This is a genomic window from Neptunicella sp., from assembly GCF_048268085.1.
Classification (GTDB): domain Bacteria; phylum Pseudomonadota; class Gammaproteobacteria; order Enterobacterales; family Alteromonadaceae; genus Neptunicella.
Map to the genome: position 1 here is coordinate 120,364 of NZ_JBLWWF010000006.1, position 26,068 is coordinate 146,431.

Consider the following 26,068-nt stretch of genomic DNA (forward strand, 5'->3'; position numbering starts at 1 on the left):
TTTTCGATTATCTTAACTACAATACCAAGTGCATGATTTAAATAATAAAGTTAATCTATCTAAAATCACAACTGTAGGTACCTTTAATGAAAATTGAACATATTCTGGTTATCTCGGATCAACAAGATAAAGAGCAAAAAGCTCTGGTACGCGCTAAGAAGATGGTTGAGCGCCATGGCGCCAAACTGCATATTGTTGCCTTCAGTTATGAGCATTTACAAGGCCTGTCAGCCAGTCTCACTCAAGCTCAAATGCTTGAAGCTCAGACTAAAATCATTACCACTCATCAACAGTGGTTGACCAAGCAGATTGCGAAACAGGAACTCGATCAATACTGTACTTGTGAAGTTATTTGGGAAAAGGATATTGCAGACTGGGTCAAGAAGCACTGCAAAACAGTTAACTATGATTTGATTATTAAAACTGGACACCGGACTGAAGGCCCCTTCTACACACCCACAGATTGGCATTTATTGCGTAATGGTAGTGTGCCGGTATTGTTAGTGGCAGAAAAAAAGTGGCGCAAAAAACAGGCTATTATGGTTGCGCTCGATATGGCCACCCGTTCCAGAACGAAACAAGCGTTGAATAAAAAGTTAGCTGAAGCTGGGTTGGCCATGGCCAATAATACCGATATGCCACTGCATTTTTGTTTTAGTGTGCCCGTGTCTCCAATTTTGAAAGATATTGGTTTTATCAATAGTGATGATGCAGTAAACAAAGCCAAGCAAAAGTATATCCCGAAAATTCAGGCGTTATTAACAGAACATCCAATACCGCTGAAAAATATTCACATCAAAGCTGGTGAAGCAGATAAAGTCATTCCAAGTATGGCATCCGAGATAGGCGCGGCCTTAGTTGTAATAGGTACGGTAGGACGTAAAGGATTAAAAGCCAAGTTATTGGGCAATACCGCAGAAGACGTATTAAGTTTACTTAAAACCAACGTGATGGTTCTACAACCCTGAATTTGGAAGGTGTCGTTTATCGCAATAAAAAAGCCGCATTATTAATGCGGCTTTTTTAATTAAACAACTATATTAAAGTTTATCGCTGTTCTCAGACAAGTAAGCAGCCACACCATCTGGGCTGGCATTCATGCCTTTATCACCTTCTTGCCAACCTGCTGGGCATACTTCACCATGTTCTTCATGGAAAGCCAATGCGTCAACCATGCGGATCATTTCATCAACGTTACGACCTAGTGGTAAATCATTAACCACTTGATGACGTACCACACCGTTTGCATCAATTAAGAAAGAACCACGGAATGCCACACCTGCATCTGGATGTTCAACGTCATAGGCTTGGCAAATTTCATGCTTGGTATCAGCAACCAAAGTGTATTTAACCTGACCAATACCACCGTCGTTGATAGCTGTATTACGCCATGCATTATGTGAGAACTGAGAATCGATAGACACACCGATCACTTCAACACCGCGCTTTTGGAATTCTGCATAACGCTTATCGAATGCGATTAACTCTGAAGGACAAACAAAGGTAAAGTCCAGTGGATAGAAGAAAACAACTGCTGGCTTACCTTTAATTGCTTCACTTAAGGTAAAGCTGTCAACAATTTCACCACTACCTAGTACCGCTGCTGCTGTAAAATCAGGGGCCGGACGACCAACCAATACGCTCATATTATGTTCCTCAGATTAGAATTTATCAGATTTACGAAGACAAACCTTTTGTAATCGTAAGCTCACAGAAGATTATAGGGTCGGACTTTTAAAAACCAAGGCGCAAATGCAACTATTTTGAAACTATATTTCGCTGCGAAGAAATAAACCGGCATTAATACAATTAATTAAAATAAAGCTTGGCTTTTATCTAAATAACAATTATTATCATTTGCAGTACCACTAACGAGGTTATGCAATGTATATATGTCTTTGTTACGCCATTACAGATAAACAAATCGAAAAAGCGGTTCGCGAGGACGGTGTAGGTTCGATGCGTGAATTGCGCAAAAACCTGAGCGTTGGTGGTCAATGCGGTAAATGTGTGCAAATGGCACAACAGTTGATTGATTCAACGATTATGGATGAATCGCTATTTAAAGAAGTCAGTTAAACGATTCTTCTCCCCTCCTTTATTTTGATCTTTTTATAATTCAGTCAGTTAGCTAACTGGAACAAATTACGTCCATTTCCTAGCCGTAACGCCAATTAAGAATGATAATACTTACTGTTTGTATATTGTTGTTTTTATTGGATTTTTAATCGTAATTAGCTTGTAATAGCTGTTCAAAGCAACTACATTTTGTTGTATTAAACAGCCCATACATTGGTAGTAAAATGCGCGGAAACAAATTAGCTTTAGAACAGTTGAGTAAAGTACTCACCTGTGAACTGACTTCCATTAACCAGTACTTTTTGCATGCTCGTATGTTTAAAAATTGGGGATTATCGGTTCTTAATGACAAAGAATACAAAAAATCCATTCTGGATATGAAGCAAGCGGACAAGTTAATTGAACGTATTTTAATGCTTGAAGGCTTGCCCAATCTGCAACATCTGGAAAAGCTGCGCATTGGTGAAGATACGCATGAAATGCTGCAATGCGATCTTGCCATGCAAATGGAACATATGGAAATAATCAAAAAAGCCATCACGGTCTGCGAAGAACAAGCCGATTATGTGTCCAGAGAAATACTGGACAACATCCTTGAACAAGAGGAAGAGCATATCGATTGGCTGGAAACTCAATTACATCTGTGGCAACAGTTAGGTCAGGAAAACTACCTACAAGCCATGATTAACGACTAATCGGAGATAGACTCACATGAAAGGCCATCAGCAAATAATCGATAGCATGAACCGTCTATTAAGCGCCGAATTGGCGGCCATGGATCAATACTTTATCCATGCAAAAATGTATGAAGATTGGGGGTTAAGCAAACTCCACGAGCGTATTGCCCATGAATTTGACGATGAAAAAGGCCATGCCTCATTGTTAATAGAACGGATACTCATGCTCGAAGGCACACCTGATATGAAAACCCGTTGCGATGTCAGAATTGGTAAAACCGTGCCAGAGATGCTGGAAAACGACTTGTTATTGGAACAGGAAGTTGGAGAGGCTTTAAAGGCTGCGATCGCCCAATGTGAAACATTACAAGATTTTGTGACTCGAGAAATACTCGAAACCTTATTAGACGATACCGAACAGGATCATGCCCATTGGTTAGAACAACAACTAGGCTTAATCAAAATGACCGGACTGCCTAATTACTTGCAATCACAAATATGATGTCGCGATGACAAAGACAATACTTACAAAAAGGCCTGATAATTTCTCATTATCAGGCCTTTTTAATATTCATTAACTGTTATGCGTTATCTTGCTTATCGGCATATTTTTCGGCAGTTTGTTTAATCAGAGGTTGTAGTTCACCTTGTTGAAACATTTCCAGAATAATATCGCATCCCCCGATCAGCTCGCCATCAACCCACAACTGGGGAAAGGTTGGCCAATCCGCATAAACTGGCAACTCAGCCCGAATATCAGGATTTTGCAGAATATCTACATAAGCAAATTGCTCACCACAAGACATTAACGCTTGGCTGGCTTGTGATGAAAAGCCACAGCTAGGCAACTTTGGTGAACCTTTCATATATAAAATGATAGGATTTTCACTGATTTGCTGTTTAATTTTTTCAATTGTTTCCATTGTCGTTTGCCTTTAATGTCAAAATAATCGGTAATCACAGCATTTTACCTGCATATTGTCAGATACCCAAGCGATGTCGTTACTGTGTCAGTTATTAGATATAGCAAATACTTTGTTTAAATCACAATTATCCCTTTTACTCTGCACCATAACCGTCTAGGATCTAACAGCAAACCTTATTTTGTAACTAAAACGGAGATCTAAAATGGCTTTTGAATTACCTGCATTGCCTTATGAAAAAAACGCATTGGAACCCCATATCTCAGCGGAAACTCTGGATTTTCATTATGGTAAACATCATGCAACTTACGTGACTAAGCTTAACGGTTTGATTGCCGGTACCGATTTGGAAAGCAAGTCTCTGGAAGAAATCGTTCGTAGTTCAGAAGGCGGCGTATTTAACAATGCAGCACAAATCTGGAACCACACTTTTTACTGGAATAGCTTAAGCCCGAATGGCGGTGGCGCTCCAACAGGTGCAGTAGCCGATGCCATCAATGCCAAGTGGGGCTCTTTCGATGCCTTTAAAGAAGCGTTTAATGACAAAGCGGTTAACAACTTTGGTTCAAGCTGGACCTGGTTAGTCAAAACGGCCTCTGGTGATTTGGATATTGTTAATACAAGCAACGCTGGCACGCCTATTACAGAAAATGGCGTAACCCCACTCATTACCGTAGATTTATGGGAACACGCTTATTACATCGATTATCGTAATGTTCGTCCAAACTATTTGAATGGTTTCTGGGCATTAGTTAACTGGGATTTTGCGGCGAAAAACTTCGCTTAAGATTTCTCAATCGAGATATAAAAAAACGCCCCGATATCGGGGCGTTTTTCATTTAGCCATTTATTTAACACGGTTATTTTTTACGAAACTTCAGTGTCCAGCGATCAGTCTGTCCCGTTACGTCTTTGTGTCCGACTTCATATATTAATTCATCTACCGGACGGTAATGTAAATCACTGTAATCAACCAATTCAAACCCGGCATCCTGGATTTCCTTAATGGCTAAAACTGGATCGACGCGACGTCCATTAAAGTCATTATCTGGTTGCATATGACGGCGAGTATGATCGACTACAGCATATATTCCGCCCGTTTTTAACGCATTGTACACCGCTTCATTCATCGCCTTGCGACTGGCGGCATTAAAGTTGTGATAATTACGGAAGGTAAATACAATATCGACGTTATCCGTGCCCAGATCAGGATTATCCAGCACATAGCCGTCCGCCCCTTCCGGATTGTATAATTTAGACGTTGGTGCGAGCACTTTAACCTTATCAAAACCCTCAAGACCGTTTATGGCTTTCTCGGCACGTCCGGTCCCATAAGCAATGGAAAAATCCCCATTATCATGCAGCACGGGAGCAAGCAATTTAGTATACCAACCGCCACCAGGGATCAATTCAACGACTTTCATATTATCCTGCAAACCAAAAAACGCTAAGGTTTCCATTGGTTTACGGTTTGCATCTCGCTGCACTTCTGCTTCACTGCGAATATCTGACTGCATAGCCCGTTGCAATTTAGCCGAAATATCCGCGGCATTTACCGAACTAATCGTACAGCTAAGGCAGCCGGCAAGTATTAACCATTTTTTCATTTTCCCTTCCTTCTTATTGTTTAAGCTTGGATTATTAATGACCTGAGTTTGCCTGATTTAATTGCAAAATCATATCAGCGGCTTTTTCGGCAATCATGATTACCGCTGCATTAGTATTCCCACCAATGATAGTTGGCATCACCGAAGCATCAACAACTCGCAATGCTTTTATGCCTTTCACTCGTAGCTGTGGGTCCACCACACTCATTGGATCATCAACCGCTCCCATCTTACAAGTGCCCACCGGATGATAAATAGTTTGTGCTTGCTCGCGCAGAAACTGCAAAATTTGCTGATCGCTTTGAATAGCGGCACCGGGCTGAATTTCAGTAGAGCAATATTGGCTAAACTCGGCAGAATCTAATAATCGTCTGGATATTTTCACCGCGTCTATCATGACTTGTTGATCATAAGGATCGGTTAAATAACAGGGGTCAATCAGTGGTGGCTCGGTGGGATCGACCGATGCCAATCGAATATGCCCACGACTTTTAGGATAAAGTACACAGGCATGTAAACTAAAACCGTAACCGTAGGTCAGCTGACGCCCGTGATCTTGTAACTTAGCCGGTAAAAAGTGCAGCTGAATGTCAGGTTCATGCTCCGCATAAATACTCTTAATAAAACCACCGGCTTCAGCAATATTACTGCTTAACATTCCTGTGCGTTTTCGCCAATACCGGTACGCTGAAGCGATTATTTCCGGAAGCGCCGTGAAGGCCACCCCATAGCCTTGTGTGTTTTGACTTTCATGTTGAACAATCGCATCGAGATGATCCTGCAAGTTTTCCCCCACTCCGGGCAAATCAACCAATGGCTCAATACCCAACTCCTGTAATGATTGTTTGGAACCAATACCTGATAGCATCAATAATTGAGGTGAATTAACTGCACCAGCACAAAGAATCACTTCCTTACGGGCTTTTATCTGAATTGTTTGCTGAGCTTTTTTAACTTGTACGCCTGTAGCAACCAACTGTTTGAACAGAATTTTCTCCACCAGAACTTGGGTCATCACTGTCAGGTTAGCGCGATCTGGATTAGCAGAAAGGAACGCCTTGGCTGTCGAACAACGCTGCCCTTTTGCTTGAGTCACTTGATAAAACCCCAACCCTTCTCGCTGGGATTGATTAAAATCAGCGACTTGCGGCAATCCAAGTGCTTCTGCCGAACGCACAAAACTGGTTGATAAGGGACTGGTATGACGCAGTTCTGTTACCGATAACGGGCCATTGTGACCATGCCAGAAAGGATCTCCCTGCGAATAGGATTCGGATTTTTTAAAATAAGGTAAGACATCGTCCCAGCCCCATCCGGTCGCTCCCATTTGCTTCCATTGCTCATAATCATGACGGCTGCCACGAATATAGCACATGGCATTAACCGAACTGGATCCCCCTAAGGTTTTACCTCGCGGCCAATATAAACGACGGTGATTGAGCTGAACTTGCGGAGTCGTTGAATAATTCCAGTTTAGTGAGGTTAAACGCGCGAGTACGGCCAAACCAAAGGGAATATGAATAAAAGGACTGGTATCTTTTTTGCCCGCTTCCAACAAGCAAACAGATATCTGGGGATTTTCGGATAATCTCGCGGCTAAGGTAGCTCCAGCGGAGCCACCACCAACAATAATATAATCAAATACAAGGGGAGCGGCTTGCTGTACATTTGTACTCATCGTCCCACCTCTGGATGATCATTGGGTTATCAAGTATTAGTCAACCAATCCTTTGGGCATGGTATCGCGCACTTCTTTCCAGATTTTACCGCTTTCAATACCATAATGACGCACCAATTGAGGGACCGCTTCAAAGTCACCATTTGCCGCCAGTTCGCTAAGCTGAGCATAAAACTCGCGACTTAGTTTACGTGAACTCTGATGTGAAAAATAATATCCACCAATACGGGAATAAAGCCCTCTAAAACCGTTCATCAATAACACATAGATGTTGTTACCCGATGCCATGGCAATATCATGGTTAATACGATAATCGTACTCCGCGAATGCCTGCCCCTCTTCGGGAACTTGATCAAAATCTTTTAATGCCTCTTGGACTTTAACCGGATCATGTTTAATAGCACCGCGGATAAAGATGGCACTAACACTGGTGCGAGCCGCTAATAAATTGTCAACCAGTTCAGGAATACCCTCTTCATCGAGACGCGCCAATGTTTCGAGTATATTCAGGCTAGATGTTTCCCAGAAATTATTTACTTTAGTCGGTTTACCGTGTTGAATCGTTAACCAACCATCACGAGCCAACCTTTGCAGAACTTCTCGTAAAGTAGTTCGAGTTACGCCTATTAACTCGGATAGCTCACGTTCAGCGGGAAGAATTGTGCCGGGTGGAAAACGATTGCTCCAGATGGACTCTACAATATATTCTTCTGCAAATCCTGCCGGGCTTTGAGCTTTGTATATCATCTAAACTGCCATTCATAATTATTATTTTATCTACTGATTGTACCAGATGAATTTCAGCGGTAACAACGCTTGTTTACTTATCGCTGCAAAATAGCTGGTATTTTTTAACATATCACCCGCTTTTCAAAGATTTATTAGTGAAATTTCAATATCTTCCGCGCAGATTGTTTAGCGATTATGCTTGCAATTTAGGCCATCACCTTTTACAACATAAACAGTCATTTAAAGATAATAATTAAGGATGCTACTCAATGCAGCAATCTATACCTTCGGCTTTTTTCAAAAACTTTCTTGGTCAGGCACCAGAGTGGTACAAAAAGTTTATAATTGCTTGTTTGATTCTCAATCCAATCATTTTTGAAATAAACCCTTATATTGCAGGCTGGGCGTTGGTTCTGGAGTTTATTTTCACGCTGGCCATGGCCTTAAAGTGCTACCCATTGCAGCCCGGCGGACTGCTTGTCATGGAAGCAGTCGTTATCGGCATGACCTCGCCCAACCATATCAAAGCTGAAATTGTGACCAATATCGAAGTGGTGCTGCTACTGATATTTATGGTGGCAGGTATCTTTTTTATGAAAGATTTACTGCTCCACCTATTTACCCGCTTACTAATAAAAGTAAAGAGCAAGCTTTTGCTGTCCCTGGCATTCACCTTTGCTGCGGCTTTCTTGTCCGCATTTTTGGATGCCTTAACTGTAGTTGCGGTTATTATTGCGGTTGCCACCGGATTTTATAGCATTTATCACAAAGTGGCTTCAGGTAAGGATTATCACCATGATCACGATCACACCCATGATGAAAATGTTGCCAGCCTTAATCGTGACGATTTAGATGCTTTCCGTGCCTTTTTACGTAACCTGATGATGCATGCCTCGGTCGGTACCGCGTTAGGTGGTGTGATGACCATGGTAGGGGAACCTCAAAACCTGATCATTGCCGATAAAGCGACATGGAACTTTATTGAATTTTTTATGCGCATGTCACCCGTCACCGTTCCGGTACTCATTTGTGGCTTGTTAACCACAGTGCTATTGGAAAAATTCAGACTGTTTGATTACGGTGCACAGTTACCGGAAAACGTGCGCACGATTTTAACCGATTACGGCACATCGCTAGATAAAAAGCGTAGTAAACAAGAGAATATGAAAATAGCCGTTCAGGGGTTAATTGCCTTATGGTTAATTATTGGTTTAGCGCTACATATGGCCGCTGTTGGCTTGATTGGTCTATCCATTATCGTGCTAGCCACCTCATTTTGCGGCATTGTGGATGAACATCAATTAGGTCCAGCTTTCGAAGAAGCCCTGCCCTTTACCGCACTGCTATGTGTCTTTTTTGCAGTGGTTTCAGTCATTATCGATCAAAGTCTGTTTACACCGGTGATTGAGTGGGTATTAACCTACGAAGGTAAAACACAATTGGTAATGTTCTATTTGGCCAATGGATTATTATCCATGGTCAGTGATAATGTTTTTGTCGGTTCGGTGTATATCAATGAAGTGGCAACAGCATTAAGCAAAGGTGAAATTACTCGCGACCAATTCGATTTACTCGCCGTTGCGATTAATACCGGTACTAATCTGCCGAGTGTCGCCACCCCCAATGGACAAGCGGCCTTTTTGTTCCTGTTAACGTCAGCTTTGGCACCGCTATTGCGCTTGTCGTACGGTAAAATGGTTTATATGGCATTACCCTATACCATCGTATTAACCCTGGTTGGTTTGGCGGCCACTTACTTCGGTTTACATGATTTAACCGACTGGCTATATCAGATGCATCTGATAAACCATCACGATCCGTCACAATTGGCTCCAGTATTAGGTCACTAACAACTTGAACCCGTTATCTATTTTGTCTTTGCGGAAATAATTATAATGCTTAAAAATATCGCAAACTGGCCTGAGAATGCAGGAGCATGGAAACTCCTGTTTATATCCACTTTAGGTTTAGAACTCGCTGCACTGTACTTCCAGTATGTTATGGACCTAGCACCGTGCATTATGTGCATTTACCAACGTACCGCCATATTTGGCATCATGCTCAGCGGTTTAATCGGCATCTTGTTTAATCAAAACTTATTATTGCGCATTGTCGCGCTGACGGGTTGGGGAATAAGCAGTGTATGGGGTGGAATGATTGCTTACGAGCACGTGGATATTCAAACAGCCGCTAATCCGTTTTTTGCCAGTTGTGAAATTGTACCTAACTTCCCTGCTTGGCTACCTCTACATGAATGGATCCCGCAAATATTTGCGGCCACAGGTGATTGTGGTGATATAGACTGGCAATTTATGCAACTCAGCATGCCACAGTGGATGATGGCAATATTTGCCTTTTATGCCGTAACACTAGGCTTAATATTGCTAATACGCCTTAAAACATTGCATAGGCTTTAATTACCATCATCAATCCGCCAATAACATAAAGCCGCAAAATAATGCGGCTTTATTGTGTCATCAGAGTCATTGTTTAATCGATATCATCGAGTGGCCAGATGGCAATGTAGTTCTCAAAATCGTCCAAATTAACTTGCCCTTCATAAATCGTTTTATTGCGCACTGACATCCCCGCTTTATGCATGGCTGTTTTCTTGTGACGATTTAACAGTGGATGCCAGCTTGGTAATCCTCGCCCTTCGTATAAACGACGATAGCTACAACTGGGCGGCATAAAAAATATATCTTTCAGATTATCTTTAGTCAGCTTCACGCAATCAGGCACAAATTCGGTGCGTCTGGCATATTGTGAACAACTACAGGTGTTGGTATTGAGTAAATCGCAAACTATATTTGTGAAATGTACCCTCTCACCTTTAAACACCACATCAGTAGGCTGCATATCCCCATCATCGTCATCGATAAATTTATGCAAGCAGCACTTACCACAGCCGTCACACAGCGATTCCCACTCACTTTCGGTCATTTCAGATAATGATTTTTGTTCCCAAAACGGTGCTTGTGACATGCTTTAAATCTCAGTAATCAAAAGGATAAAGCGGCCTATAGGCCTGCTTTAATTTGGTCTGCCAGTATTCCCACTGCACTACCAAAATAGGTAGAACGATTCCAATGCATTAAGGTGTGAAAATTGTTGTAAACCAAATAAATGCGCCCTTTTTCATCATCCGGCATAATCAAGCTGGCCGGTATGTTACGGTTCGGTAGATCCGTTCCATCATAGCGACGTACTCCAAGCTTTTGCCATTCCTGAAGCGGTTTCATCTTGGCACTTTCCAAACCGGCTAAGGTTAAATCGAATCCAGTCGGAATTTTTACCTGGCGTCCCCAAGTCTGGCTCGCATCCCAGCCTTGTGACTTAAGGTAATTAGCAATAGAGGCAAACACATCAGCCTTGTTCTTCCAGATATTTTTTTTGCCATCCCCGTCACCATCCTGAGCATAGGCTAAAAATGATGTGGGCATAAACTGGCTTTGTCCCATGGCACCGGCCCATGAACCAACAAAATCATCTTTATCAACATGCCCTTCTTGCAATATTTGTAGTGCCGCAAAAAGTTCTTTTTTAAACATCGTTTCGCGGCGTCCTTCGTAAGCCATGGTCGTTAACGCCGATATCACTGGCATATTACCCTGATATTTACCAAAGTTACTTTCATTACCCCATAACGCCACAATAAAGCGGGCCTGTACGCCATATTTTTCAGCAACCTGTTCAAGTAAAACTTTGTTCTCTTGATATTGCGCTATCGCCATTTCGACCTTCCAATCAGGTAAACGACTGGATAAATATCGATCGAGGGTTAATTTAAACTCAGGCTGATTCTTATCCGCTTTGACCGAACGTTGATGAAATTTAACATCAGCAAACGCCATATCAATTAATGATTGGCTAAAGCCCTTTTGTGCCGCTTCAGATTTCAAGCTTTGTACATATTCATCAAAAGTCGGTTTAGCGTGAGCCACAGAACAGATTAATATAGCGGCTAAAGCTATTATTTTTTTCATAGTTAGGTATCCGTATGACTAGGGTTGTGTTGGTGCAGCAGATTTTCTTTTGGCGGCGGTAGTTGCAGATAAAATCCATTATCCACCAGTTCTTGCTTAACCTTTTCAGGGTCACTGATGGCTAATTTCCGACCTTCTTTTAGCACTAACATCATCACAAATATCGGCTGACCAAAAAAGCTCAGTAATGACTCTGGAACCGCAGAAAAATCATCGCGTTTAAGCACAAATAAATAGGTTTCTTCTTTCTTACTACTTTTATATACAGCACAAAGCATTTGGGTACTCTTTATCAGCCATTGATCAGGTTAACTCTATTTTAGCATTAACAACTTGCTCAATCTCATCCAATAGCAAGGTTCCTCTCCATCCAGACAGTAAATCGGGTAACAATTGTCTGGCTCGGGTTTCGTCTTGACTAAACCATAACCACTGTAACAGTTGGTTAATTTGCTTTTTAGACCCTAATACTTCTACCGGTATTTCCAGGCTGGTGGCCACATGCTGGCATCTTTCCCGCAAAGACTGTGCAATACCTTTATAGGCCGGGAAATCCACCAATCGTTCCACCTTGGGAGGGAAATCTTCGGCACTCATCTGATTAACTTGTTGAATGATCTCGATGATTTGTTCACCATTGCGACGAATTTCTTGTGGACTTAAGCCGACCACCGAATTTAACGCGGTTTTACTGGTCGGCAATTGCTTGGCAAGATTAAACAAATTAAGCTCTTTAACCACAAAATTAAGCGCCAGATTACGTTGTTTGGCTTGCTCCAAACGCCACTGTGCAAGCTTTTGCAACGCGGCTAACGAACGCCCGGATAATTGCCAACTATTTTTAATCGTCAGATAAGTTAAGGACAGGGGCAGTGCAGTTTGCTTTTTAATGGCTAACATGCGGATTTCTTCAAATACCCATCCCAATCGCTGTTTTTGTTCCACTTGTTGCTTTAGTTGCGGATAAAGCTGGTACAAATACAAAACATCATTGGCTGCATATTCGAGCTGTTTATCACTTAAAGGCCGGGCTAACCAATCCGTGCGAGACTCGCCCTTATCCACTTGCACTCCAAGCATAATCTCCACTAATTTGGCATACCCTAACATCGGCCCAATATTGGCAATACTGGCGGCGAACTGACTATCAAACACCGGTTCAGGCATCACATTTAATGCGGTCTGGAAGGTTTCTAAATCTTCCGAACAGGAATGCAAAATTTTGACAACGGCAGGATTGGTTAATAGTGCTGCCAAAGGGGTTAAATCGCTTACCGCAATAGGGTCGATCAGCACCAAACGTTCACCGTCATAGATTTGGATTAAACCAATTTGAGGATAAAGCGTACGTGTTCTAACAAACTCGGTATCAACCGCTATCGCATCCTTGCCTGATGCCTGTTGACAAAACAAGGCAACTTGAGCGTTATTATCTAAATATTCGTACAACATCCGTCCTTATCCGAATAAAAACCGGCCAAAGCCGGTTTTTTTAATCATTAAATTGGCAATCTCCGGGATTAGTCCCGCAACTCTCTACGCAGAATTTTACCTACGTTAGATTTCGGTAGCTCATCTCTGAACTCTACCACTTTCGGTACTTTATATCCGGTCAAATGTTGACGACAATGCGCAATTACCTGTTCTTCGGTTAAATCATGGCCTTTACGCACGACAAACAGTTTAACGATCTCACCGCTTGATTCATTGGGTATTCCCACCGCGGCCACCTCTAAAATATCCGGATGCATTGCTGCAACATCTTCAATTTCGTTGGGGAACACATTAAAGCCAGACACCAGAATCATATCTTTCTTACGATCGACGATATAGAAAAACCCTTTCTCGTCACAAGTGGCAATATCCCCGGTCGCAAGCCAACCATCATTGAGGATCTCGCGAGTCGCCTCTTCACGGTTTAAATAGCCCTTCATAACTTGCGGGCCTTTAACATACATCTCTCCGGGCTCGCCCATGGGGACTTCATTACCTTGTTCATCCAATAATTTAATATCAGTAGACGGTGCGGGCAGACCAATTGAGCCGTTATATTTTTTAACACTGGGAGGATTAACTGTAACTAATGGCGAACATTCAGTTAACCCGTAGCCTTCCAGCAATACATGGCCGGTTGTGGCTTCCCATTTTTCAGCCACACTGCGTTGCACCGCCATACCGCCACCTAAGGCAAATTTAAATTTGGAAAAATCTAGTTCTTTAAACCCTGGTGTATTCAATAACCCATTAAATAAAGTATTAACTCCGGTTATTGCGGTAAATGGATATTTGCCTAATTCTTTAACAAAACCACGCATATCCCGTGGGTTGGTGATCAACAAGTTTTGACAGCCAAACTTAACAAACACCAGGCAATTAGCGGTTAAAGCGAAGATATGATAAAGCGGCAGCGCGGTTACTACTAATTCTTGGCCTCGGGAAATAGTCGAGCCCAAAATACCGACTACTTGCTCCAAATTCGCCAGCAAATTGCGGTGTGTTAGCATGGCCCCTTTGGATACACCGGTAGTTCCCCCCGTATATTGCAAAAAGGCCACATCTTCACCAACCAACTCTGGACGGTGATAAGATAAATCTTTTCCCTGCGCTATTGCATCCACAAAACTGACGGAGTTAGCGAGTTGAAATGATGGCACCATTTTCTTCACATATTTAACTACCGCATTAACCACGGTACGTTTGATAAACGGCAGCATATCGCCTAATTGCGTGGTAAATACATGGGATACCGCCGTTTCATCAATGACATCCGCCAAGGTGTGAGCAAAGTTTTCAACGATGACGATACCCTTTACATTGGCATCAACGAGTTGATGTTTTAGCTCACGAGCGGTGTATAACGGATTAACGTTAACCACAACCATACCAGCACGCAGAATACCGAAAATGGCGACCGGGTTTTGCAGCAAATTGGGCATCATCACCGCAACCGCATCACCTTTATTTAGGCCGTTATTTTGCAAATAAGCGGCAAATTGACGACTCAACTGATCAAGCTGATTAAAGGTCATTGTTTGACCCATATTGATAAATGCAACTTTATCAGAAAACGCTTCTACGCTTTGCTCAAGAACATCAACTAAAGACGGAACACAATCAGGATCGATCTCGTGGGGCACTTCAGACGAATAGCTATCTAGCCAAATTTTTTCCACATGACCTCCAAGTTATAGGCATTATTATTATTGAGGAAATAGTGACAGAATGTGTCAGTTACGTAAATTTTGTAAGGATCTCGTTATATTAACCAACCACGGCAGAAAGATAAATGCTGTTAAAGGCAAAATTACCTATAACTGTCGTATTTTAGCGACAATATTGCTTATTTTTTATTAGTTTGTCATTACGACTGGAGAAATGTTTTTATTTTTTCCGCTACCGCAAATGGATGATCCATATGCAAATGATGCCCACCAGGACAGGTACTACTATGTAAATCTGCCACCCATTGTTGACGATGCTGAAAGTTAACCTTTAATTTTTCAAAGCCATTTTGCCCTAATATTAACAGCATCGGTACCTTAATCGCCTGCATAAACGCCTGGGCTTGTTCATCAGTCATTCGTAAAGACGATACGGTACGCAAACGACGATCGGTGCGCCAGCGTAACTCGCCAGAAGAATCATCCAGATTGCGGCTAACCAATAATCGAGCTGCATCTAACGACAAATCCCCAGCGACTTTTCGCGCTTGTACGGCTTGTCGGATTGTAGCTGGATGACGAGCCACTTTATGTTCTATTTCGATACGGCTGATGATTGAACGCTTTAATTGCTCGGGACTGGTTGTTGCAGCTTCAGTTAACGGTCCAAACGACTCCATCACAATTAACTTTGAAATCTGTTGTGGAAAACAACTGGCATACATCGATGCCACGATCCCGCCTAACGAATGACCGAGCAGTATCACTTCCGACCATTGATTAAGTTCAAACAACTGATGTAAATCTTGCACCCAATCCACTAAATGATAGTTAGCATCCGCACTGCGGTGTTGACTCAAACCGTGCCCCGCCATATCCAGCGCAATAACATGGTAATCAGCTAAAAAGGGAGCCAGAGGAATAAAGCTGGCAGCATTATCTAACCACCCATGTAATGCCACAATCAGCGGTTTAGATGAATCACCAAACGCCAATGCCGACAGAGTTATATTAGGGAGTTTAAAGCTTACTTCTTGCATTTAGTCACTTCTGTTATTGGGGTCTGTTTATCTTTATATTTCATCACTGGTATGGTTTATTCTTTATCAGACATCAAAAAGCGGCAAAATCTTGCCGCTTTTTAACTAGGGCTATGTTTTATCACAAGCAGAAAAGCCAAACGATGCCAGATAGGTCAACGACTTACTCGCGTACTCGCCGATCAGCATGATGCTGGCTCGACCCTAAACCTTTAGGCGGATCGATTCTTGGATTCGTATTGGTTCTTACACGGGTGGGTTGAGGCCCCATACCTGATACAGCGGGTTTATCATTATCACGAATGATCACACGCTGATGGACTGGCCACATGCTGCGATACCCCCAGCCATACCAACCACCCCAATAAGAACCAGGCCACATGGACATTGACACACTAGTCACATCCACCTGACTTCTTACATCCCACATATAATAGCTGCTGGCATGCAACGCAGGATAAGTATAAGGATGTTCACCCACTAAACCGGATTCAGTCCCACGCACCTGTCCCACAAACGTAATACTACGACCGGTTTGATAAATCATTGGATCTAAAAAGCTGTCCACATAAACGCGAAAACGTCCCATACTTTGATCAGACGGTGCCGGACGGCCATTACTTTTCAGTTCATGCCCGACAATTTCAACTACCGTGCTATCCGCTTTATTTTCAACATTAGCAATCACACCACCCCAACGGGCATTTTGACCTACATTGCCTTGAGGATTAGCCATCACTTGCGGATAAGTCACTAATTGTTGGCCCTCAGCGACTTTCAAGCTGTCAGGTACACTGGCACAAGAGGCCAATATCATTACCGCGAATAAAAGGGTTATTTTTTTATACATATATTCCTCACAGTAAGCTGCTAAATCTATTTCATTATGCTCAGTATGCACAGGCTGAACTGAACAATAACTGAATTAAAACCATGGCTACAGTAAAAAATCCGTATGAAGGATTAAAAAGAATGGAGTCAAACGTAGGTATCAACACCTAATGATTGGTGAATATCGCTGCGCTGACCGTCACGCTGCAAACTTTGATAGGCACTTATTGCCTGACGAGCTCTGGGTTCAGGTTGATCATACACGGCTTTTTGCTGTCGATATTTATCGGCTTCTTCAAATGCTTGTGCATTTCCTTGGCGCACTACAACTTGACTGGCCGGTAACTGGGTAACTTTTTGCTGCTCTTGCTGCTGGCGTGACTGAGCCTCCCGCTGCGGTTCACGAACCGGGGGATTAACAGCTAACGCATTCTGAGAAGCGACTAAAGAAGATTCAATTTCCACTTAAGCAAAATTCCAGTATTCATACATCGGTTGGATAACAATAAATATCCTAGTCGATCGTTATAATGCAATCAAATCACAAATTAGGCAAGAATCATTCCTTTTTAGACCTATTCCCGGCCCGGTAACTTTTTCCAGGTCACCTTATCTCGTAGGTACACCGGCTGAATTTGTTCGACGGATTGCGTCTCGCCCTGTGCAATGGCCTGTTCTGCCAGTTTTAGCATATAACGCGCATTGGGATACAAAATATCCGTATAAGGTGTTACCGCTGCCCCTTCATTTAAGGTTGAATAAGCTTGCCAGCCTGTTCCGGTGCCCATCAAACTCATTTGTTGAGTCACTAAGGGTTGAATAATTTGTTGATGTGCCAACTCTGGCGCTAACACCTGTTCATCACCCATAAGTTGCATGGTATTTTGTTGTAACTGATAGTGACCAATATACACCTCATCCATTCTGGCATCGGTAGCGGCAATCACATTTTGCACGTCATAAAGCTGGTAAGCCTGTTGCGCCATGGCGGCCAAAGTCGAAATTGCCACCACCGGTAAATCTGTTCCTAATGCCAAGCCCTGAATCATACCGGTCGCAATCCGCACGCCGGTAAAACTGCCCGGACCACGGCCAAAACCAAGATAATCCAGCTGTGCCAGTTTAATATTGGCTTCCATCAACACTTCATCCACCATTGGCAACAAACGCTGGCTATGTTGCTGCGGGCAAATTTCAAAACGGTGAAATTGTTGCTCACCCAATTGCAATGCCACAGAGCAGGCTTCGGTGGAGGTATCAATAATCAAAATATTCATGGGCTATTTTTCCTGCTGATGGATTTGTTCTAAAAATGACAACGCGTTAGACAATGTTCGGGTACGTTGCATATCGGGTAAGCTGGCTAAAAATATTTTACCGTAATCTCGGGTCACCAGTCGATTATCACAGATCACCAGCACACCTTTATCACTGGCATCCCGGATTAACCGCCCTGCTCCCTGCTTTAAGGCAATAACGGCCTGAGGGATTTGGATTTGACCAAAAGGATTACCACCACTTTTTCGGCAATCTTCCATCCTTGCCTGTAGCAACGGATCATCCGGCGATGCAAAAGGCAGTTTATCGATTAATACACAGGTTAAATCATCCCCGCGCACATCAACCCCCTCCCAAAACGCTCCGGTACCTAACAAAACTGCATTTTCGCTTTGCACATAAGTGTCTAACAATGCCCGCTTACTGGTACTCCCCTGAACCAGAATAGGATTATCGATTTTGTCTTCCAGCAACGCCGCAATTTGGCGCAACATGGCGTGGCTGGTAAACAGCAAGAAACAGCGACCCCGACTGGCGTTAATCAGCTTAATGGCGATTTCCAGTAACACATTTTTCATATCTCGGGAACTAGGTTCCGGCAAAAAGCGGGGGACACATAACATGGCTTGCTGCGGATAATCGAAAGGACTGCCTAGCGATAACGTATCGGCTCCATTTAACCCCATTTGGCGGGTAAAATGACTAAATCCCCCATCCACCATCAAGGTGGCAGAAGTAAATACCCAACCCCGTTTGGGTTCGGCAATAAAATCGGCAAACTTCTGCGCAATACTCAAAGGGGTAAGGTGCAAGGTAATATGCCGAGGGGTGGTTTCATACCATAAACTGACGCCCTGTTGTTGGACATCGTTCACCACTTTTAAATTGGAGCGAACTTTAATACAGCGTTCAAAAATCGTATCCAGATCTTTGTCACGACCTAAATGTAGTTTCAACACCGCATAGAATTGTTCCAGCGTATCAGACAACCGGCTCATCTGGGTGCTAATTTCAGGCCGATTAAGTTGTTCGCGCCAATTGCCTTTTTGTGGTTGTTCCGGATAAAAAATCCGCAAGTCGGCACTGACCATTTTCAATTTATCCGCCATCTTGGATAACTGTTCAGCATCTTTAAGACTGGTGCGATAAACAATATCGGTATCACGACACATATCGGCAATTTGCCGGGTGGAAACGGATTCGCCAAAATACTGACTGGCAATATCCGGGATTTGATGCGCCTCATCAAACACAATTAAATCGGCTTCCGGAATCAGCTCGCCAAAACCGGTATCTTTAAGTGCCATATCGGCAAAGAACAAATGGTGGTTCACCACCACCAAATCCGCCGCCAACGCTTTGGCTCGCGCCTTGATCATGTAACAGTCTTCATAATCAGGGCAATCTTTACCTAAACAGTTGTCGATGGTCGACGTTACAAAAGGCAATACCCGAGCATCTTCCGGAATGGTTTTTAATTCACCAATATCACCACTTTTAGTACTGTTAGCCCACTGACGAACTTGGGTCAGCTCAGCCAGCGTGTTTTTTTCTAATAACGTGGTGCTACTACTATGCTGCTGCAAACGATGCAAACACAGATAATTGGAACGGCCTTTTAACAGTGCCACTTGTTTGTTGGAATCCAGCGCCTGTTTCACCAAGGGTAAATCACGATGAAACAACTGTTCTTGCAAGTTTTTGGTGCCGGTAGAAATAATGGCTTTTTTATCGCTGAGCAAAGCCGGTACCAAATAGGCAAAGGTCTTACCGGTACCGGTTCCCGCTTCAACCACTAGTGCGGTGCGGGTAGAAATCGCCCGTCCCACGGCCACTGCCATATCAGTTTGCGCCTGACGAGGGATAAACCCATCGATGGCTTCGGATAAATAACCTTGTTTGGCAAATGCTTGTTTAATTGTTGGCATGAATAACGTCAAAGAATGGATTGACAGTAAACATCAATAACATAGCGGACAATAAGGATTGTTTTAACACAATAACGGCTTACCCATTTTAAGCAGGCCAGTGTACCCGCATTTAATAAAACTGCCGTTTATACAAGATATTGAACCAGACAGCCAGTGATAGTGACATTGTTACTGTTTGAAGTTGAAAAATGCCACTGTACATCGAACATTTTATAGATTTGGACGTATTTTAATATAAAAGTCATAGTTGATGGAGTAGCATTCTGCTCAAAATTAACATTAATCCTGAATGTCAGGTGAGTGGTTAACCAAGTTGATGATGCCCAGAATAACGATATTTCCTCTGAATTTAAGCGCACTAGCGCGGCTTTTTTTACTCACATTAAGTATCTGGTCCAGCGCCGCACAAGCTAACCATACTGACAATACTGTCATTTTGTTTTCCCTTGATGGTTTTCGTTACGATTATCTGGATAAATATTCCGCACCTAACTTAAACAAACTCGCCGCTGACGGTGTACGCGCCACCAAAATGCGCCCCAGTTATCCTTCGGTGACCTTTCCCAATCATATAAGTATTGTTACCGGCAAATACCCGGAACATCATGGTTTGGTACATAACAGCTTTTACGACAAACCATTAGATGACGTGTACAAAATGGGTAAGGCGGCCCAACAACCGGCGTGGTTACAAGCCACACCGTTGTGGGTGCTAGCCGAACAGCAAGGCGTTACCACAGCGACCTATTTCTGGCCAGAATCCGATGCCAAACTCGACGGCACCTTGCCTAGCTATTATTTTCATTACAATAAAGCCACACCTTATCAACAACGCATCGATAAAATTATTGAATGGCTAAAACTGCCTAAAGATAAACGTCCATCCTTTATCGCCAGCTATTTTTCAGCCGTTGATACCGCCGGGCATAAATATGGTCCCGATTCGGCAGAGGTCGCTGAAGCGGTCACCATGGTCGATAGCTATATTGGTCAACTAAAGCAGCGGATTGATCAGGAAATCGATTTTCCGGTAGATTTGATTGTGGTCTCCGACCACGGTATGCAAAACATCGACGCCAAACAGCAAATTCTGTGGGCCGACTGGCAAGGACTGGAGAACTTCAGGGTGGTCGATGGCAGTACCCAATTTATGCTATATGCCAAACCCGGTACCACTGAAAGCCAAATACAATCCCTTGCCAAACAACTCAAGCAAGATAGCCAAGGTCGATATCACACCTATTTAAAAGGCCACTTCCCAGAGCGCTTGCATTACAACGATAATGCACGGATTGCCGATATTGTCTTAGAGCCCATCCCCCCTGCATTTTTCCCCCATCACGGAAAAGCCGTTAAATTTGCCGGTGGCGCTCATGGGTTTAACCCTTATACCGTGCCAGATATGGGCGCAATCTTCATCGCCAATGGCCCTCATTTTAAATCCGGCCTGGTCATTGATGAATTTGAAAACGTCAATGTGTTTCCGGCCATTATGGATATTCTCAACTTAACCAGCCCAGACGATATTGACGGTAAGTTAAGCGTACTAAAACCGGCGATGCGTTAGGGGATTAGCGACGAGTATCGAGCTTAGGGCTACGAGCTAAAACACCTCGTTGCCCTGAACCCTTTATGTATTTGTCCAAGCCGCGTTGTGTGCGGCGATATTGGGCTTGTCAGGTTTCATTATTGACAGCTTCTTCTAGCGCTTTCTTATTTAAATATGGGCTGATGGTCTTCAGTGTTGAAACACTAAACTTCATCATGAGAGTACTTCCAAAAAAGAAACTCCCAATTGTAAGTGGCAATAAACCAAATAAAGATATATCTCCTTTGGTTATCAATTCATACGCAGGATAGCAAAGTATTAAGGCGCTGAGAGAAAAGAAAATATCCACCTGCTTTTTCATCTCAAAAGTAAAGTCATCAGGACAATTTGCCAACCTCAAAAAACTAGTGAGTACTTTTATTGTTTTATCCTTTTTCATAAATCTCCATTTGAAACATAACGCTTTGCTAATGGGAAAATACTGCGCATTGGCCGGAACGGCCAGCAGTAATTTTCCTAGTGAGTATATGAACGAAATTAAGCAACTTGTTATGCATACTCATTGCTGATGTTCGACAAATATGCCAGATATTTTTTGGCCTTTTATTTTATTGCACCACCATTTATATATTGGATAGCCCAAAACAGCATATATAACGCTGCTAATGAGACCATATAATGGTGTGGCAATAATACTTAAGAACCCAACAAAATTAGTATCAGAAAACATAGCGATAATTAGCATTATTAGTCCAACAACAACGCCACCCCCGCACCCTATAGTTGCAGACACTTTAATAAGTGATTTTAGATCCAATTGACTAAGGTATGATTGATTCAATTACTTTTCCTTGTATGTATAACAACTTAATAGAAGGAATTAATCCCGTATTCGTGCCGGGTGAAGTTCCTTCTTTGCTGATTTATTTTTCTGACAATACGCTGCATATTCAGGTAAATCAATCTGTTAGCTATGAATGATTGATGAGTCAAAAAAACAAACAAGGCTTTTCACTCGCAAGTTCTGGATACCCGCCTTCGCGGGTATGACGCGGTGTAATGATGGTGAATTATCCCTTCGACTACTCATACTCAGGACGAACGGTTTTGGTTTTACTTGCCCTTTGCAGTAAGCAAAAACCTTGTTCAGATTAGCATAACGATATTCGAGCCATGGATGGCGACAAAGCGTTAACTGAAGGGATGTGGATTTAACGCGTTATCGGTATGCCTGAATAAGTTTTTTTGTGTTTTTACTGCAAGGGTGACGGGGGATTCCAAAGGGGAATCGTCATTTATTCCCCTTTGGCTGTCGTCGCCAGCGCGACGCCCAAATTAAACTTTTATTACTCCGCTGATTTGCACAGCAATAGATGCATTTTATAGGTTTGTAACACTATGGATTCCGGCTCAAAACACTGCCGGAATGACCGGTTAGTGCCGTGTTGGCGAAGCCAATAAAACTAAGCCTCTGCACTAGCTTTCAAACTCACGACTATCGATTTATACGCCGGTGTATTACTTTTATCAGCGACGCTGGCCAGCGGAATTAAATTATTGGTTTCCGGATAATAACTGGCCACATTGCCACGGGGAATGGCGTAGCTGACCAGCCGATAACCGCTTTCCGTTTTGGTTTGTCCTTGCCAATGACTGGTAATATCCACCGACTGGCCATCTACAAACCCTAAATCCGCAATATCCTGGGGATTAATAAATACCACCCGCCGGGTGCCGCTAATGCCACGATAACGATCATTATCGGTGTAAATGGTGGTATTAAACTGATCATGACTGCGAATACTCATCATCAACAAACATCCCTGTGGTACCTCAACAGGCTCAATGGGATGAACGATAAAATTGGCCTTCTGATTGTCGGTATTAAACTGACGAGCGTCCCGTACAGCATTAGGTAAAGGAAATTCGCCTAAACTATCAATACGCTGATTAAAATCCTCAAAACCGGGGATCACCTTGCCAATATGATGACGAATACGGGAATAATCATCCGCCAGTTCGCCCCAGTTGATTTGACTTTCAGGCAAGCTGGCTCTGGCCATTTCGGCCACTATACGCACTTCACTTAGTAAGGCAGAAGATGCCGGTGGAATCTTGCCGTGGGAGGTTTGTATCACGCCCATGGAGTTTTCCACCGTGACAAACTGCACGCCTGTGGGTTGTTGATCCAGTTCGGTACGCCCCAAAGCGGGTAACAACAACGCGGTTTTACCCGTATATAAATGGGAGCGATTTAATTTGGTCGAGATTTGCACCGTGAGCTCACAATTAGCCAGGCCTTGTTCAGTTAAATCATGATCCGGCATGGCACGATAATAATTACCGCCCAAGGCTATAAAGACTTTAATTCTAGCGGCTAACATGCCATGCACCGTTTCAATCGCGTCCGTACCATGATGAGCTGGTGGGGTAAAATGAAATTCCTGTTCGATGGCATCCAATAGTCGCTGCGGTGGTTTTTCCCAAATGCCCATGGTGCGATCACCTTGCACATTGCTATGGCCCCGCACTGGACACACACCGGCTCCCGGTTTGCCCAAATTACCCTGTAGCATTAAAAAATTAGTGATTAACTGAATGTTGGCTACCGCATTTTTATGTTGGGTCATGCCCATCGCCCAGCACACGATCGTTTTTTTCGACTGGCAAACAATGTCCACAGCCTGTTCGATTAACCTGCGACTGACACCGCTATGCTGTTCAATAGTCTGCCAGTCGGTGTGTTGTATATCCTGTTTAAACAGCTCAAACCCATGGCAATATTGCTGAATAAAATCGTGGTCCAATACTTTTTCTGCGTGTTTAGTTACTAGCTTGTCACGTTCAAACAGTCCTTTGCATAAGCCTTTTAGCAGTGCCACATCACCGTTAATTTTTACCGGCAGATGCAGATCCCGCAATGCCGTACCGCTGCCCAATACGCCCGACACTTCCTGCGGATTTTTAAACCGCTTCAGGCCGGTTTCATCCAGCGGATTAATGCTAATTATCTTGGCGCCCTGACGTTTGGCTGCCTGTAAACTGGATAACATGCGGGGATGATTAGATCCGGGGTTTTGACCAAACACCAATATTGCCTTGGCCTGTTCCAAATCTTCCAGACTCACCGTCCCTTTGCCCAGACCGATGGTTTCACCCAATCCTACCCCACTGGATTCGTGACACATATTGGAGCAATCCGGTAAGTTGTTAGTACCGAATTGGCGCACAAACAGCTGGTATAAAAAGGCCGCTTCATTGCTGGTGCGACCGGAGGTATAAAATGCCGCCTGATCAGGAGAATCTAATGACTGTAGCTGTTTACCGATTAACTCAAAGGCCGCTGACCAACTAATTGGCCGATAATGGCTAGCCCCTGCGGGTAAAAACATCGGCTCCACTAATCGGCCTTGATCATTTAGCCAACGATCCGGTTGTTGTTTGAGTTGCTCAATGGAATAGTGAGCAAAAAAAGCGTTATCAACCTTTTTACTCGTGGCTTCGTCGGCAATGGCTTTAGCGCCATTTTCACAAAACTCGAAGGTGGCGCGCTGATAGAGTGGATCCGGCCATGCGCAACCGGGGCAATCAAACCCTTCAATCTGATTGGCTTTCAATAACAGTCCTGCCCCTTTTAAGGGGCCTACTTTGGTGGCAGCATTTCGATAGGCACTAAGCACCGCAGGCACACCCGCTGCCCATTCTTTGGGAGCAGAAATATGAATAATTTGCTCACTATTTGGCTTGCTTGTTTTAGTTGTCATGACAATACCCGTTGCTGACCACAGTACAAATTAAAGCCATCACCGCTGACAAAACCAATCAATGTCATATCCATCTCCTGTGCCACCTGCACGGCTAAACTGGAGGGCGCACCAATAGCCACTACCATTTGAATATGCAACATTGCGGCTTTTTGCATTAACTCAAAACTGGCACGGCCACTCAGTAATACGCCAAATCCGTCTGATGGTTGTAATAACTGCGCGGCGTGACGACCTAGTAATTTATCCATTGCGTTATGCCGACCAATATCTTCGGCGATGTCGACTATTGTTCCGTTGTGATCAAATAATCCCATTGCATGACTGGCACCCGTTTGATTAAACAAAGCTTGCTGTTGATTAAGTTGCCGAGGCAATTGCAAGACCTGCTGCGCAGTCAAACTTAAGGCACTTTGCTGGGGCGCATCACAGCGTTGTAAGTAAAGCCGTTCAATACGCTGTTGCCCGCACACACCACAAGCCGAATTTGCATCGACCTGTCGTGACAATGCATCGATTTGAAGATGCACATCCGGTTTTACTGTTACAATCAGCATATTAGAATTGGGGTTACGCTGACGGTGCGCCATTTTGATATGTTCAATTTGGTCAACGGATTGAATAACGCCACAGCTTAATAATAGTCCAACCGCCAGATGTTCATCATCATCTGCGGTTCGCATGGTACTGGCAAAGACATCAGTTCGGTATCGGCCCTGTTGCACAGAACGCAAGTGGATTTGTAACGGTTCTTCACACACCACAATATCCTGTTGGGAATCGAATTGACCGTGACTGTAGCGGCTAATAGCGGTGGTAATATAGGTACTCATAG

At 43.3% G+C, this 26,068-nt stretch carries 27 protein-coding genes; 8 read left to right on the forward strand and 19 right to left on the reverse strand.

All coding sequences use genetic code 11. From position 1 onward, the window contains the following. The first annotated feature begins 86 nt into the window (after window positions 1-86). The gene (locus tag ACTD55_RS06615) at window positions 87-968 is read left to right on the forward strand and encodes a universal stress protein (protein WP_438863526.1); all 882 of its coding nucleotides are present in this window, start codon (window positions 87-89) and stop codon (window positions 966-968) included. A gap of 72 nt (window positions 969-1,040) precedes the next feature. On the opposite strand, the gene ACTD55_RS06620 is transcribed toward ACTD55_RS06615, so the two are convergent. Then, entirely contained in the window at window positions 1,041-1,646 is a 606-nt protein-coding gene (locus tag ACTD55_RS06620; RefSeq protein ID WP_438863527.1) for a peroxiredoxin, read from the reverse strand. A 238-nt stretch (window positions 1,647-1,884) separates the two neighbouring features. Here ACTD55_RS06620 and ACTD55_RS06625 point away from each other — a divergent pair, with 238 nt between their 5' ends. The 3 genes from ACTD55_RS06625 (at window position 1,885) to bfr (ACTD55_RS06635) (ending at window position 3,258) form a co-directional block, all read left to right on the forward strand. Next, window positions 1,885-2,079 (forward strand): bacterioferritin-associated ferredoxin, encoded by a 195-nt coding sequence (locus ACTD55_RS06625; RefSeq protein ID WP_438863528.1) that lies wholly within the window; start codon window positions 1,885-1,887, stop codon window positions 2,077-2,079. A 224-nt stretch (window positions 2,080-2,303) separates the two neighbouring features. Next, window positions 2,304-2,774 carry a bacterioferritin gene (gene bfr / locus ACTD55_RS06630; RefSeq protein WP_438863529.1) on the forward strand — a complete coding sequence of 157 codons (471 nt, stop codon included), beginning with the start codon at window positions 2,304-2,306 and terminating at the stop codon, window positions 2,772-2,774. A gap of 16 nt (window positions 2,775-2,790) precedes the next feature. Further along, complete coding sequence (bfr, locus tag ACTD55_RS06635) at window positions 2,791-3,258, forward strand: bacterioferritin (protein WP_438863530.1); 468 nt, start codon at window positions 2,791-2,793, stop codon at window positions 3,256-3,258. A gap of 79 nt (window positions 3,259-3,337) precedes the next feature. Here the strand turns inward: bfr (ACTD55_RS06635) and ACTD55_RS06640 are convergent, their stop codons facing one another. Further along, a complete protein-coding gene (locus ACTD55_RS06640) occupies window positions 3,338-3,679 on the reverse strand; it encodes a Grx4 family monothiol glutaredoxin (protein ID WP_438863531.1) in 342 nt (113 codons plus the stop codon). Between the two features lie 205 nt (window positions 3,680-3,884). On the opposite strand from ACTD55_RS06640, the gene ACTD55_RS06645 reads away from it, so the two are divergent. Further along, entirely contained in the window at window positions 3,885-4,466 is a 582-nt protein-coding gene (locus ACTD55_RS06645) for a superoxide dismutase (protein WP_438863532.1), read from the forward strand. A gap of 73 nt (window positions 4,467-4,539) precedes the next feature. Here the strand turns inward: ACTD55_RS06645 and ACTD55_RS06650 are convergent, their stop codons facing one another. Genes ACTD55_RS06650 through fadR form a run of 3 tightly spaced genes read right to left on the reverse strand, consistent with a single transcriptional unit; the run spans window position 4,540 to window position 7,711 of the window. After that, window positions 4,540-5,286 (reverse strand): class I SAM-dependent methyltransferase, encoded by a 747-nt coding sequence (locus tag ACTD55_RS06650; RefSeq protein WP_438863533.1) that lies wholly within the window; start codon window positions 5,284-5,286, stop codon window positions 4,540-4,542. Window positions 5,287-5,320: 34 nt separating this feature from the next. Further along, window positions 5,321-6,964, reverse strand: a complete 1,644-nt coding sequence (locus tag ACTD55_RS06655; protein WP_438863534.1) for a GMC family oxidoreductase — start codon at window positions 6,962-6,964, stop codon at window positions 5,321-5,323. Window positions 6,965-7,000: 36 nt separating this feature from the next. Then, on the reverse strand, window positions 7,001-7,711 hold the full coding sequence (fadR, locus tag ACTD55_RS06660) for a fatty acid metabolism transcriptional regulator FadR (protein WP_438863535.1): 711 nt from the start codon (window positions 7,709-7,711) through the stop codon (window positions 7,001-7,003). A gap of 251 nt (window positions 7,712-7,962) precedes the next feature. Between fadR and nhaB the strand changes: the two genes are divergently transcribed. Both nhaB and dsbB read left to right on the forward strand, forming a co-directional pair. Next, window positions 7,963-9,543 (forward strand): sodium/proton antiporter NhaB, encoded by a 1,581-nt coding sequence (gene nhaB / locus ACTD55_RS06665; protein WP_438863536.1) that lies wholly within the window; start codon window positions 7,963-7,965, stop codon window positions 9,541-9,543. Between the two features lie 45 nt (window positions 9,544-9,588). Beyond that, window positions 9,589-10,110 carry a disulfide bond formation protein DsbB gene (dsbB, locus tag ACTD55_RS06670; protein ID WP_438863537.1) on the forward strand — a complete coding sequence of 174 codons (522 nt, stop codon included), beginning with the start codon at window positions 9,589-9,591 and terminating at the stop codon, window positions 10,108-10,110. 73 nt (window positions 10,111-10,183) lie between these two features. On the opposite strand, the gene ACTD55_RS06675 is transcribed toward dsbB, so the two are convergent. From ACTD55_RS06675 to ACTD55_RS06720, 10 genes are all read right to left on the reverse strand, one after another. After that, window positions 10,184-10,678, reverse strand: coding sequence for a YcgN family cysteine cluster protein (locus ACTD55_RS06675; protein ID WP_438863538.1), 495 nt, complete (start codon window positions 10,676-10,678; stop codon window positions 10,184-10,186). Window positions 10,679-10,713: 35 nt separating this feature from the next. Next, the gene (locus ACTD55_RS06680) at window positions 10,714-11,679 is read right to left on the reverse strand and encodes a lytic murein transglycosylase (protein WP_438863539.1); all 966 of its coding nucleotides are present in this window, start codon (window positions 11,677-11,679) and stop codon (window positions 10,714-10,716) included. 2 nt (window positions 11,680-11,681) lie between these two features. Further along, window positions 11,682-11,957, reverse strand: coding sequence for a YcgL domain-containing protein (locus tag ACTD55_RS06685; RefSeq protein ID WP_438863540.1), 276 nt, complete (start codon window positions 11,955-11,957; stop codon window positions 11,682-11,684). Between the two features lie 25 nt (window positions 11,958-11,982). Further along, window positions 11,983-13,131, reverse strand: a complete 1,149-nt coding sequence (gene rnd, locus ACTD55_RS06690; protein ID WP_438863541.1) for a ribonuclease D — start codon at window positions 13,129-13,131, stop codon at window positions 11,983-11,985. 68 nt (window positions 13,132-13,199) lie between these two features. Continuing rightward, window positions 13,200-14,852, reverse strand: a complete 1,653-nt coding sequence (gene fadD / locus ACTD55_RS06695; RefSeq protein ID WP_438863542.1) for a long-chain-fatty-acid--CoA ligase FadD — start codon at window positions 14,850-14,852, stop codon at window positions 13,200-13,202. Between the two features lie 188 nt (window positions 14,853-15,040). Further along, the gene (locus tag ACTD55_RS06700) at window positions 15,041-15,880 is read right to left on the reverse strand and encodes an alpha/beta fold hydrolase (protein WP_438863543.1); all 840 of its coding nucleotides are present in this window, start codon (window positions 15,878-15,880) and stop codon (window positions 15,041-15,043) included. A gap of 163 nt (window positions 15,881-16,043) precedes the next feature. Beyond that, window positions 16,044-16,730: a Slp family lipoprotein gene (locus ACTD55_RS06705; protein WP_438863544.1), complete on the reverse strand. Its 687-nt coding sequence runs from the start codon at window positions 16,728-16,730 to the stop codon at window positions 16,044-16,046. A gap of 128 nt (window positions 16,731-16,858) precedes the next feature. Continuing rightward, the gene (locus ACTD55_RS06710; RefSeq protein WP_438863545.1) at window positions 16,859-17,176 is read right to left on the reverse strand and encodes a hypothetical protein; all 318 of its coding nucleotides are present in this window, start codon (window positions 17,174-17,176) and stop codon (window positions 16,859-16,861) included. Between the two features lie 110 nt (window positions 17,177-17,286). Further along, on the reverse strand, window positions 17,287-17,988 hold the full coding sequence (tsaB, locus tag ACTD55_RS06715) for a tRNA (adenosine(37)-N6)-threonylcarbamoyltransferase complex dimerization subunit type 1 TsaB (protein WP_438863546.1): 702 nt from the start codon (window positions 17,986-17,988) through the stop codon (window positions 17,287-17,289). Window positions 17,989-17,991: 3 nt separating this feature from the next. Then, window positions 17,992-19,917 (reverse strand): ATP-dependent DNA helicase, encoded by a 1,926-nt coding sequence (locus tag ACTD55_RS06720; protein WP_438863547.1) that lies wholly within the window; start codon window positions 19,915-19,917, stop codon window positions 17,992-17,994. A 292-nt stretch (window positions 19,918-20,209) separates the two neighbouring features. Between ACTD55_RS06720 and ACTD55_RS06725 the strand changes: the two genes are divergently transcribed. After that, a complete protein-coding gene (locus tag ACTD55_RS06725) occupies window positions 20,210-21,487 on the forward strand; it encodes an ectonucleotide pyrophosphatase/phosphodiesterase (RefSeq protein ID WP_438863548.1) in 1,278 nt (425 codons plus the stop codon). A gap of 109 nt (window positions 21,488-21,596) precedes the next feature. On the opposite strand, the gene ACTD55_RS06730 is transcribed toward ACTD55_RS06725, so the two are convergent. The 4 genes from ACTD55_RS06730 to fdhD all read right to left on the reverse strand — a co-directional run bounded on the left by ACTD55_RS06730 (window position 21,597) and on the right by fdhD (window position 26,066). Next, the gene (locus ACTD55_RS06730; RefSeq protein WP_438863549.1) at window positions 21,597-21,908 is read right to left on the reverse strand and encodes a hypothetical protein; all 312 of its coding nucleotides are present in this window, start codon (window positions 21,906-21,908) and stop codon (window positions 21,597-21,599) included. A gap of 120 nt (window positions 21,909-22,028) precedes the next feature. After that, window positions 22,029-22,310, reverse strand: a complete 282-nt coding sequence (locus tag ACTD55_RS06735; protein WP_438863550.1) for a hypothetical protein — start codon at window positions 22,308-22,310, stop codon at window positions 22,029-22,031. A 622-nt stretch (window positions 22,311-22,932) separates the two neighbouring features. Beyond that, a complete protein-coding gene (locus ACTD55_RS06740) occupies window positions 22,933-25,233 on the reverse strand; it encodes an FdhF/YdeP family oxidoreductase (protein WP_438863551.1) in 2,301 nt (766 codons plus the stop codon). After that, window positions 25,230-26,066, reverse strand: coding sequence for a formate dehydrogenase accessory sulfurtransferase FdhD (fdhD, locus tag ACTD55_RS06745; RefSeq protein WP_438863552.1), 837 nt, complete (start codon window positions 26,064-26,066; stop codon window positions 25,230-25,232). The genes ACTD55_RS06740 and fdhD overlap by 4 nt, the downstream gene beginning before the upstream one ends. Window positions 26,067-26,068: the final 2 nt, after the last annotated feature.

Coding starts and splice junctions, on each gene's coding strand:
- ACTD55_RS06615 (WP_438863526.1), top strand. CDS start 87: ATGAAAATTGAACATATTCTGGTTATCTCGGATCAACAAGATAAAGAG.
- ACTD55_RS06620 (WP_438863527.1), bottom strand. CDS start 1,646: ATGAGCGTATTGGTTGGTCGTCCGGCCCCTGATTTTACAGCAGCAGCG.
- ACTD55_RS06625 (WP_438863528.1), top strand. CDS start 1,885: ATGTATATATGTCTTTGTTACGCCATTACAGATAAACAAATCGAAAAA.
- bfr (WP_438863529.1), top strand. CDS start 2,304: ATGCGCGGAAACAAATTAGCTTTAGAACAGTTGAGTAAAGTACTCACC.
- bfr (WP_438863530.1), top strand. CDS start 2,791: ATGAAAGGCCATCAGCAAATAATCGATAGCATGAACCGTCTATTAAGC.
- ACTD55_RS06640 (WP_438863531.1), bottom strand. CDS start 3,679: ATGGAAACAATTGAAAAAATTAAACAGCAAATCAGTGAAAATCCTATC.
- ACTD55_RS06645 (WP_438863532.1), top strand. CDS start 3,885: ATGGCTTTTGAATTACCTGCATTGCCTTATGAAAAAAACGCATTGGAA.
- ACTD55_RS06650 (WP_438863533.1), bottom strand. CDS start 5,286: ATGAAAAAATGGTTAATACTTGCCGGCTGCCTTAGCTGTACGATTAGT.
- ACTD55_RS06655 (WP_438863534.1), bottom strand. CDS start 6,964: ATGAGTACAAATGTACAGCAAGCCGCTCCCCTTGTATTTGATTATATT.
- fadR (WP_438863535.1), bottom strand. CDS start 7,711: ATGATATACAAAGCTCAAAGCCCGGCAGGATTTGCAGAAGAATATATT.
- nhaB (WP_438863536.1), top strand. CDS start 7,963: ATGCAGCAATCTATACCTTCGGCTTTTTTCAAAAACTTTCTTGGTCAG.
- dsbB (WP_438863537.1), top strand. CDS start 9,589: ATGCTTAAAAATATCGCAAACTGGCCTGAGAATGCAGGAGCATGGAAA.
- ACTD55_RS06675 (WP_438863538.1), bottom strand. CDS start 10,678: ATGTCACAAGCACCGTTTTGGGAACAAAAATCATTATCTGAAATGACC.
- ACTD55_RS06680 (WP_438863539.1), bottom strand. CDS start 11,679: ATGAAAAAAATAATAGCTTTAGCCGCTATATTAATCTGTTCTGTGGCT.
- ACTD55_RS06685 (WP_438863540.1), bottom strand. CDS start 11,957: ATGCTTTGTGCTGTATATAAAAGTAGTAAGAAAGAAGAAACCTATTTA.
- rnd (WP_438863541.1), bottom strand. CDS start 13,131: ATGTTGTACGAATATTTAGATAATAACGCTCAAGTTGCCTTGTTTTGT.
- ACTD55_RS06700 (WP_438863543.1), bottom strand. CDS start 15,880: ATGCAAGAAGTAAGCTTTAAACTCCCTAATATAACTCTGTCGGCATTG.
- ACTD55_RS06705 (WP_438863544.1), bottom strand. CDS start 16,730: ATGTATAAAAAAATAACCCTTTTATTCGCGGTAATGATATTGGCCTCT.
- tsaB (WP_438863546.1), bottom strand. CDS start 17,988: ATGAATATTTTGATTATTGATACCTCCACCGAAGCCTGCTCTGTGGCA.
- ACTD55_RS06720 (WP_438863547.1), bottom strand. CDS start 19,917: ATGCCAACAATTAAACAAGCATTTGCCAAACAAGGTTATTTATCCGAA.
- ACTD55_RS06725 (WP_438863548.1), top strand. CDS start 20,210: ATGTCAGGTGAGTGGTTAACCAAGTTGATGATGCCCAGAATAACGATA.
- ACTD55_RS06730 (WP_438863549.1), bottom strand. CDS start 21,908: ATGAAAAAGGATAAAACAATAAAAGTACTCACTAGTTTTTTGAGGTTG.
- ACTD55_RS06740 (WP_438863551.1), bottom strand. CDS start 25,233: ATGACAACTAAAACAAGCAAGCCAAATAGTGAGCAAATTATTCATATT.
- fdhD (WP_438863552.1), bottom strand. CDS start 26,066: ATGAGTACCTATATTACCACCGCTATTAGCCGCTACAGTCACGGTCAA.